This window comes from Pseudomonas sp. CM25 (assembly GCF_013179705.1).
Taxonomy (GTDB): domain Bacteria; phylum Pseudomonadota; class Gammaproteobacteria; order Pseudomonadales; family Pseudomonadaceae; genus Aquipseudomonas.
Map to the genome: position 1 here is coordinate 24,131 of NZ_JABMCW010000021.1, position 9,192 is coordinate 33,322.

Here is a 9,192-nt window from a genome sequence, read left to right on the forward strand (position 1 = left end):
ATGACCGCACCACTGAGCCTTGCCAGCATTGCCCCTGAACCCGACCCGCGCCCGGTGCTTATCCGCATCGAAGGCCTGAACAAGCACTACGGCGCGTTTCACGTGCTGCGCGACATCGACCTGCAGGTGCGCGAAGGCGAACGCATCGTGCTGTGCGGGCCGTCCGGCTCGGGCAAGTCGACCCTGATCCGCTGTATCAACCGCCTTGAAATCGCCCAGCAGGGCAGCATCCACGTCGACGGTACCGACCTTGCCGCCACCACCCGCGCTGCTGCCCAGGTGCGCAGTGAAATTGGCATGGTGTTCCAGCACTTCAACCTGTTCCCGCACATGAGCGTGCTCGACAACTGCCTGCTGGCCCCCACCAGCGTGCGCGGCCTGTCGCGCAAGGAGGCCGAAGAGCGGGCGCGCATGTACCTGAGCAAGGTCGGCATCGAGAGCCAGGCGCACAAATACCCCAGCCAGTTGTCTGGCGGCCAGCAGCAGCGCGTGGCGATTGCCCGGGCGCTGTGCATGAAGCCGCGGATCATGCTGTTCGACGAGCCCACCTCGGCGCTGGACCCGGAAATGGTCGCCGAGGTGCTGGATGTGCTGGTGCAGCTGGCAGGTACCGGCATGACCATGTTGTGCGTGACCCATGAAATGGGCTTTGCCCGGCAGGTGGCCGAGCGGGTGCTGTTCCTGGAGGGCGGGCAGATCCTCGAGGACAGCCCGCCGCAGGTGTTCTTCAACCAGCCACGTACCGAGCGGGCCAAGGGGTTCCTGGCGCAGATTCTGCACTGAGCAAATTGAGTTGGCCCTGTCGCCGGCAAGCCAGCTCCCACGGGTACTGCACCGGGTTTGAAAGCTGCAGATACCCTGTGGGAGCTGGCTTGCCGGCGAGAGGCCCAGTAGCACAACCACAGAACCACCTTCATTGCAGCGCTGCAAAGACCCAACTGCATCGTTAAATATTATTGACCTCCACCCCCGGCAAACCCACGCCGGCACAGGCCCGCATCGGTTTCAGCCCCCAAAAACCGGTGCATTCCCCGCGTTAAAGCCCTCTGCTGTCGTTTGACATATCGAACGGCTCTGGCAAGCTACAGACAAGCCCCGACCGGAATCGTCGCCTCTGACGAGCCGGCAGTGCTCGGGGCTTCAGGCAGCACTCAAGGCCCCGGGCCGTGCGCCTGCACAACAACGACAGGTCGAACCTGTCCCAAGGTGACATATGTCCAACAGCAACATTGGCAACAAGCAACCTTCCCTGCGCAAACCCGTCGTCCTGATGACCATGGGCAGCCAAGAGCGCAAAGGCCATGACTACCAGGTCATGACCCACAAATACATCACCCCGCTGGTCGAGTTTTCAGATTGCGTCCCGGTACTTGTGCCCACCTGCTGCGGCACCGAAGACCTCGAGACTTATCTGGACATGGCCGACGGCGTGTACCTGACCGGCGCTGGCAGCAACATCGACCCAGCCCTGTACGGCCAGGAAAACCAGACCCCGGGCAAGGGCCAGGACCAGAACCGCGACCTGTTCGACATCCCGCTGGTCAAGGCGGCGCTCAAGCGCGGCCTGCCTATCTTCGGCATCTGCCGTGGCATGCAGGAAATCAACGTGGCTCTGGGCGGCGACATCTACCAGAAGGTCTATGCCGAGCCTGGTTTCAACGACCATCGGGAAAACCCCGAAGACCCGGTCGAGGTGCAGTACGCCCAGGTGCACAGCGTGAAGGTCCAGCCGGGCAGCTGGTTGCGCGATACCCTGGGTACCGACGAGATTCGCGTCAACTCGCTGCATGGTCAGGGCCTGCGCACGCTTGGCAGCGGCCTCGAAGCCATCGCCCACGCCGAAGATGGCCTGGTCGAGGCCATTCATGGCCCGAGCATCTCGCCGTTCCTGTTCGCCGTGCAATGGCACCCGGAGTGGCAAGCGGCGAAGAACCCTGATTCGATCAAGATGTTCCAGGCGTTCGGCGATGCTTGCCGCGCCCAGGTACGCAAGGCGCAGATCAAGCGCCAGCACGCTGCCTGACCTTCAGTTTCCTCTGCTTTGATCGCGGGGCGGCGCAAGGCCGCCCTCGCTTCCCCGGTCACCCTCTGCTGGTCCCAGAACACTTCCCGTGGATGCGGGCGGCGGGCTTGTGCTTGTCTCCGCGATCGTTTTTTGCCTTTCCTCCAAGAGATACGATGACTGCCAAGTGGTAGTCTTCAGATTTTCTGCGCCTGTGAGATCGAGCGCCGTGCGGGCGGCGCGCGATATCTGCACCAACACAAACCCTAAACCGATCACCTGTGCGCCCTGACAAAAAATTTCCTGCGAGGGGGCTAGTCATCGAACAGGTTGTACGATAACTTACCTCTAACGCAGCACAACACCCATCACCCAAGCGCCACAGGATGCCAACAACAATGAATCCCCAAGAACTCAAATCCATCCTCTCCCACGGCCTGCTGTCTTTCCCGGTCACCGACTTCAACGCCCAAGGCGACTTCCACCAGGCTGGCTACATCAAGCGCCTGGAATGGCTGGCCCCGTATGGCGCCAGCGCCCTGTTCGCTGCCGGTGGCACCGGTGAGTTCTTCTCCCTGGCCGCCAGCGAATACAGCCAGGTGATCAAGACCGCCGTGGATACCTGCGCCACTTCGGTACCTATCCTCGCCGGCGTCGGTGGTTCTACCCGCCAGGCCATCGAATACGCCCAGGAAGCCGAACGCCTGGGTGCCAAGGGCCTGCTGCTGCTGCCGCACTACCTGACCGAAGCCAGCCAGGACGGCGTTGCCGCCCACGTCGAAGCCGTGTGCAAATCGGTAAACATCGGTGTGGTGGTGTACAACCGCAACGTCTGCCGCCTGAACGCCGACCTCCTGGAAAAACTGGCCGAGCGCTGCCCTAACCTGATCGGCTACAAGGACGGCCTGGGTGATATCGAGCTGATGGTGTCGATCCGTCGCCGCCTGGGCGACCGCTTCAGCTACCTGGGTGGCCTGCCGACCGCCGAAGTGTATGCTGCCGCCTACAAGGCATTGGGCGTACCGGTGTATTCCTCGGCCGTGTTCAACTTCGTGCCGAAAACCGCCATGGACTTCTACAACGCCATCGCCCGCGACGACCACGCCGCCGTTGGCAAGCTGATCGATGACTTCTTCCTGCCGTACCTGGATATCCGCAACCGCAAGGCCGGTTACGCCGTGAGTATCGTCAAGGCCGGTGCCAAAATCGCCGGTTACGACGCAGGCCCGGTGCGCACGCCGCTGACCGACCTGACCGGCGAAGAGTACGAAATGCTCGCCGCGCTGATGGACAAGATGGGCCCGCAATAAGCGACCCTGCGGCCTGCCCTTGCCGCATCCGGAGTGGGAAAAGCCCACTCCGGTTACAATTCGTGAGCCCGCACAAAAATAACTAGTGGGAGTATTGCCAGCATGCAAGCGACTAAGAAGACGCATGTGCGCTACCTGATCCTGTTCATGCTGTTCCTGGTGACCACGATCAACTATGCCGACCGCGCTACCATCGCCATCGCAGGCTCCAGCCTGCAGAAAGACCTCGGCATTGACGCCGTAACCCTCGGTTATGTTTTTTCCGCCTTTGGATGGGCTTACGTGGCTGGCCAGATTCCTGGTGGCTGGCTGCTCGATCGCTTCGGCTCCAAGAACGTCTACGCCTTCAGCATTTTCACCTGGTCGCTGTTCACCCTGCTGCAGGGTTTTGTCGGCGGCCTGCCGGTTGCCTGGGCAGTGGTCACCCTGTTCACCCTGCGCTTTCTGGTCGGCTTCGCCGAAGCCCCGTCGTTTCCGGGCAACGCCCGCATCGTCGCGGCCTGGTTCCCGACCCAGGAACGCGGCACCGCCTCGGCGATCTTCAACTCGGCGCAATACTTCGCTACCGCGTTGTTCGCACCGATCATGGGCTGGATCGTGTTCAGCTTCGGCTGGGAGCACGTGTTCGTGGTCATGGGCGCGCTAGGTATCGTGTTCTCGATGGTGTGGCTGAAGACCATCTACAACCCACGCCAGCACCCCCGCATCAGCCCGGCCGAGCTTGCACACATCGAGCAGAACGGCGGCCTGGTGGACATGGACCAGAAGCGCGGTAACGCTGGCCCGAAATGGGGCTATATCAAGCAGCTGCTGACCAGCCGCATGCTGCTGGGCGTGTACCTGGGCCAGTATTGCATCAACGCCATCACCTACTTCTTCCTCACCTGGTTCCCGGTGTACCTGGTGCAGGAGCGTGGCATGACCATCCTCAAGGCCGGCTTCATCGCCTCGCTGCCGGCGGTATGCGGCTTTATCGGCGGTGTACTGGGTGGGGTGATCTCGGACTGGCTGCTGCGCCGTGGCAACTCGCTGACCTTCTCGCGCAAACTGCCGATCGTGTGTGGCCTGCTGCTGTCGACCACCATGGTGTTCTGCAATTATGTCGACGCCGAGTGGATGGTGGTCGGTTTCATGACCCTGGCCTTCTTTGGCAAAGGCATCGGCGCGCTGGGCTGGGCGGTGGTGGCCGACACCTCGCCCAAGCAGATTGCCGGGCTGTCGGGCGGCCTGTTCAACACCTTCGGCAACATCGCCTCGATCACCACGCCCATCGTCATTGGCTACATCATCAGCGCCACCGGCTCGTTCAAATGGGCGCTGGTCTATGTGGGCGCCAATGCCTTGGTGGCGGTATTCAGCTACCTGGTGATCGTCGGCCCGATCAAGCGTATCGAACTGCGCGACGATGCCCCCAAGCCACAGGCTGAGCCTGGCGCCAATGGCGAACTGGCCAGCTCGCGTCACTGAGTGAACACGCCCGCGCCGGACACCGGTGCGGGCGGCTGTACAAAAAGCCTGAGAACCTGACACGTAGGGCCAAAACATGCAGTTGATCGAACATTCCGACTCGCCCCGCTACGTCCGCCTGCACGACGACGACAATGTCGTGGTAGTGGTCAACGACGGCGGCCTGGGCGAAGGTGCCCGCTTTGCCGACGGCCTGACCCTGGTCGAAGGCGTACCGCAGAGCCACAAGGTGGCCGCCGTGGCTATCGCCAAAGGCGAGCCGGTACGCCGTTACGGGCAAATCATCGGCTACGCACTGGAAGACCTGCGCCAAGGCAGCTGGGTACAGGAAAGCCAACTGGCCATGCCTGCCGCGCCAGCGCTGGACAGCCTGCCGCGCTGCGATGCTGTGCCGCAACCGCTGCCGCCGCTCGACGGTTTCACCTTCGAAGGCTACCGCAATGCCGATGGCACCGTCGGCACCCGCAACATCCTCGGCATCACCACCACCGTGCAGTGCGTGACCGGCGTGCTGGAACATGCCGTCAAGCGCATTCGTGACGAGCTGCTGCCAAAGTACCCCAACGTCGATGATGTAGTGGCCATCACCCACAGCTATGGCTGTGGCGTAGCCATCAATGCCCGCGACGCCTATATCCCGATCCGTACCGTGCGCAACCTGGCGCGTAACCCCAACCTGGGCGGCGAGGCACTGGTCATCAGCCTGGGTTGCGAAAAGCTCCAGGCCGGCCAGGTGATGCACGACAACGACCCGTCGGTCGACCTAAGCGACCCTTGGCTGTACCGCTTGCAGGACGCCAGCCTGGGCTTCGTGGAAATGATCGAACAGATCATGGCGCTGGCCGAAACGCGCCTGAAGAAACTCGACCAACGCCGCCGCGAAACCGTGCCGGCCAGCGAGCTGATCCTGGGCATGCAGTGCGGTGGCAGCGATGCCTTCTCGGGCGTTACTGCCAACCCGGCGCTGGGCTACGCATCCGACCTGCTGGTGCGCGCCGGTGCCACGGTGCTGTTCTCGGAAGTGACCGAGGTGCGTGATGCCATCTACATGCTGACCTCGCGGGCAGAAAACCAGCAGGTTGCCGATGCCCTGATACGTGAAATGGACTGGTACGACCGCTACCTGCAGCAAGGCGCCGCCGACCGCAGCGCCAATACCACACCCGGCAACAAGAAAGGCGGCCTGTCCAACATTGTCGAGAAATCCCTGGGCTCGATCGTCAAGTCGGGCAGCGGTGCCATCCAGGGCGTGCTGGGCCCGGGCGAGCGGGTTGAGCGCAAGGGCCTGATTTTCTGCGCCACCCCGGCCAGCGACTTTGTCTGCGGCACCCTGCAGCTGGCTGCCGGCATGAACCTGCACGTGTTCACCACCGGCCGCGGCACCCCGTACGGCCTGGCCATGGCCCCAGTGGTGAAGGTGTGCACCCGCAGTGAACTGGCGCAGCGCTGGCCCGACCTGATCGACATCGACGCCGGGCGTATCGCCACGGGCCGCTCGAGCATCGAGGAGCTGGGATGGCAACTGTTCCACTACTACCTGGACGTGGCCAGCGGCCGCAAGCAGACCTGGGCCGAACAGCACCGCCTGCACAACGACATCACCCTGTTCAACCCGGCGCCCATCACCTGATGGTTCGGGTTTGCCCAATTCAACATTGCAACGCCGTCCCTGTGGGAGCAAACGCCTCAAGCACGTTCTCTTCCCTCACTATTATCTACAGGAGCACCCCATGCCTGAAATCCTCGGCCACAACTTCATCGCCGGCCAGCGCAGCGCCGCTGGCTCACAGCGCCTGCAGAGCCTGGACGCCAGCAGCGGCGAGGCCCTGCCCTACAGCTTTGCCCAGGCCACCGAAAGCGAAGTGGACCAGGCGGCCAACGCTGCTGCTGCCGCGTTCGCCGAGTTCCGCCAGCTGGCCCCGGCGCGCCGCGCCGAGTTCCTTGATGCCATCGCCGCCGAACTGGATGAACTGGACGACGCCTTCGTCGCCATCGTCTGCCGTGAAACCGCCCTGCCCGCCGCCCGCATCCAGGGTGAGCGTGGCCGCACCAGCGGCCAGATGCGTCTGTTCGCCCAGGTGCTGCGTCGCGGCGACTTCCTCGGTGCCCGCATCGACCTGGCTCTGCCAGAGCGCCAGCCACTGCCGCGGGTAGACCTGCGCCAGATGCGCATCGGTGTCGGGCCGGTCGCCGTGTTCGGCGCCAGCAACTTCCCGCTGGCCTTCTCCACCGCGGGCGGCGACACCGCGGCTGCACTTGCCGCCGGCTGCCCGGTGGTGTTCAAGGCGCACAGCGGCCACATGGCCACTGCCGACCTGGTCGGCTGCGCCATCGTCCGCGCCGCAGAGCGCACCGGCATGCCCAAGGGTGTGTTCAACATGGTCTTCGGTGGCGGCGTGGGCGAGTGGCTGGTCAAGCACCCGGCCATCCAGGCCGTGGGCTTCACCGGTTCGCTGAAAGGCGGCGATGCCCTGTGCCGCATGGCCGCCGAGCGCCCGCAGCCGATTCCGGTGTTCGCCGAAATGTCCAGCATCAACCCGGTGATCGTGCTACCGGGCGCCCTGGCCAAGCGCGGCGACGCCATCGCCCGTGAGCTGGCGGGTTCCGTGTGCCTTGGCGCCGGCCAGTTCTGCACCAACCCAGGCCTGGTGATCGGCCTGCAGTCGCCGCAGTACAGCCAGCTGCTGACGGACCTTGGCCAACACCTCGGCCAGCAGGCCGGCCAGACCCTGCTCAATGCGGGCGGCCTGCGCAGCTACGCGGGCGGCCTGGAACACCTGCACGCCCATGCCGGAATCCAGCACCTGGCCGGGCAACCGCAGGAAGGCAGCCAGGCTCGCGCCCAGCTGTTCAAGGCCGACGCCCGCCTGCTGGTCGAGTCCGACCCGCTGCTGCAAGAAGAAGTGTTCGGCCCTACCACCGTGGCCGTGGAAGTGCAGGACACCGAGCAGCTGCGTGCTGCCCTGCTGGGCCTGCGCGGCCAGCTGACCGCGACCCTGATCGGCGAGCCCGAGGATTTCGAGGCCTTTGCCTGGCTGGTGCCGCTGCTGGAAGAGAAAGTCGGGCGGATACTGGTCAACGGCTACCCGACCGGTGTCGAAGTGTGTGACGCAATGGTGCACGGCGGGCCATACCCGGCCACTTCCGATGCGCGCGGCACGTCTGTGGGCACCCTGGCCATCGACCGCTTCCTGCGCCCGGTGTGCTACCAGAACTACCCGCAGGCGCTGCTGCCCGAGGCGCTGCGCGACGGCAACCCGCTGGGGCTGCGCCGGCTGGTGAATGGACAGTGGAGTGACGAGGCGGTCTGATTGATTGCCTGAAAGCACAAAGCCCTGCGCAAGGCAGGGCTTTTGTACTGGAGGTTGTGACCTATTCGCGGGCTAACCCGCGAATAGGGCCTCAAGCCCCTTGCGCCTCAGCCTCTTCATGCGCCTGGCGCAAGCGTTCGCGGCTATTGCTCAGGTGCATGCGCATCGCCATCTTGGCCCCTTCGCTGTCACGCCGGGCGATGGCTTCGTAGATCGCCTCGTGCTCGTGCATCAGCCGGCTCATGTAGTGCGCCTGGTCATCATGGGCCAGCCGCGCCGAATTCAGGCGGGTCCGCGGGATGATGCTGGTGCCCAGGTGGTTGATGATGTCGGCGAAGTAATGGTTGCCGCTGGCCTGGGCAATGCGCAGGTGGAACTGGAAGTCCGCCGACACGGCATCCGTGGCATTGGCTGCCCCCTCGTTGAGTTCATCCAGCGCCGCACGCATGCCCGCCAACGCCTCATCGCTGCGCCGCTGCGCCGCCAGGCCTGCCGACTCGATTTCCAGGGCGATGCGCAGTTCCAGCACCGCCAGCACTTCGCGCAGGGTCACCACGGTCGCCGGGTCGATACGAAAGCCCCCGGTGGATGGCGCGTCCAGCACAAAGGTGCCGATGCCATGGCGGGTCTCCACCTGCCCGGCAGCCTGCAGCCGCGAGATCGCCTCACGCACCACGGTGCGGCTGACGCCCTCTTCGGCCATGATCTGCGATTCGGTCGGCAGCTTGTCGCCGCGCTTGAGCTGGCCGCTGCGAATACGCTCGGTCAGCACCGTGACCAGTTCCTGGGCCAGACTGCGCGGCTTGCGCCGGGTCCTTGCCTGTACCTGCTGCTCTGTCATTGCCCTGTGTTTCACCTTGAAAGACAGCGCTCATCATAGCGCAAGCAGTTGTACGATCACATACACCGGGTGCGGTATTTATTGCTCAAGCCTTGGGATCACGGTTTGGGTAACCCGGCACAAGTGCTGGCCCCGAGCCTGCACTGCGCGGTACTGTGTGCCTTCACGCTCACTTATCCATGGAAGGAAACGCAGCATGAAATCTGTCGACCGCGCTTTACTCGCCAGTGGCCTGCTGATCCCCTTGTGGCTGCTGACAGG

At 64.0% G+C, this 9,192-nt stretch carries 7 protein-coding genes; 6 read left to right on the forward strand and 1 reads right to left on the reverse strand.

All coding sequences use genetic code 11. From position 1 onward, the window contains the following. From HP546_RS04245 to HP546_RS04270, 6 genes are all read left to right on the forward strand, one after another. Positions 1–783, forward strand: coding sequence for an amino acid ABC transporter ATP-binding protein (locus tag HP546_RS04245; RefSeq protein WP_172220090.1), 783 nt, complete (start codon positions 1–3; stop codon positions 781–783). 430 nt (positions 784–1,213) lie between these two features. Then, positions 1,214–2,023 carry a gamma-glutamyl-gamma-aminobutyrate hydrolase family protein gene (locus HP546_RS04250; RefSeq protein WP_172220093.1) on the forward strand — a complete coding sequence of 270 codons (810 nt, stop codon included), beginning with the start codon at positions 1,214–1,216 and terminating at the stop codon, positions 2,021–2,023. 377 nt (positions 2,024–2,400) lie between these two features. Next, complete coding sequence (gene kdgD, locus HP546_RS04255) at positions 2,401–3,312, forward strand: 5-dehydro-4-deoxyglucarate dehydratase (RefSeq protein ID WP_172220096.1); 912 nt, start codon at positions 2,401–2,403, stop codon at positions 3,310–3,312. 102 nt (positions 3,313–3,414) lie between these two features. Continuing rightward, a complete protein-coding gene (locus tag HP546_RS04260; protein WP_172220098.1) occupies positions 3,415–4,779 on the forward strand; it encodes an MFS transporter in 1,365 nt (454 codons plus the stop codon). 76 nt (positions 4,780–4,855) lie between these two features. After that, positions 4,856–6,409: a galactarate dehydratase gene (gene garD / locus HP546_RS04265; protein WP_172220101.1), complete on the forward strand. Its 1,554-nt coding sequence runs from the start codon at positions 4,856–4,858 to the stop codon at positions 6,407–6,409. A gap of 100 nt (positions 6,410–6,509) precedes the next feature. Continuing rightward, the gene (locus tag HP546_RS04270; RefSeq protein ID WP_172220104.1) at positions 6,510–8,090 is read left to right on the forward strand and encodes an aldehyde dehydrogenase (NADP(+)); all 1,581 of its coding nucleotides are present in this window, start codon (positions 6,510–6,512) and stop codon (positions 8,088–8,090) included. 91 nt (positions 8,091–8,181) lie between these two features. Here HP546_RS04270 and HP546_RS04275 read toward each other — a convergent pair whose 3' ends face one another. Next, complete coding sequence (locus tag HP546_RS04275) at positions 8,182–8,931, reverse strand: FadR/GntR family transcriptional regulator (protein WP_172220107.1); 750 nt, start codon at positions 8,929–8,931, stop codon at positions 8,182–8,184. Between the last annotated feature and the right edge of the window lie 261 nt (positions 8,932–9,192).

Bases quoted from the DNA above. Each gene is read 5' to 3' on its own strand.
- HP546_RS04270 (WP_172220104.1), top strand. From the start codon at position 6,510: ATGCCTGAAATCCTCGGCCACAACTTCATCGCCGGCCAGCGCAGCGCC.
- HP546_RS04245 (WP_172220090.1), top strand. From the start codon at position 1: ATGACCGCACCACTGAGCCTTGCCAGCATTGCCCCTGAACCCGACCCG.
- garD (WP_172220101.1), top strand. From the start codon at position 4,856: ATGCAGTTGATCGAACATTCCGACTCGCCCCGCTACGTCCGCCTGCAC.
- kdgD (WP_172220096.1), top strand. From the start codon at position 2,401: ATGAATCCCCAAGAACTCAAATCCATCCTCTCCCACGGCCTGCTGTCT.
- HP546_RS04260 (WP_172220098.1), top strand. From the start codon at position 3,415: ATGCAAGCGACTAAGAAGACGCATGTGCGCTACCTGATCCTGTTCATG.
- HP546_RS04250 (WP_172220093.1), top strand. From the start codon at position 1,214: ATGTCCAACAGCAACATTGGCAACAAGCAACCTTCCCTGCGCAAACCC.
- HP546_RS04275 (WP_172220107.1), bottom strand. From the start codon at position 8,931: ATGACAGAGCAGCAGGTACAGGCAAGGACCCGGCGCAAGCCGCGCAGT.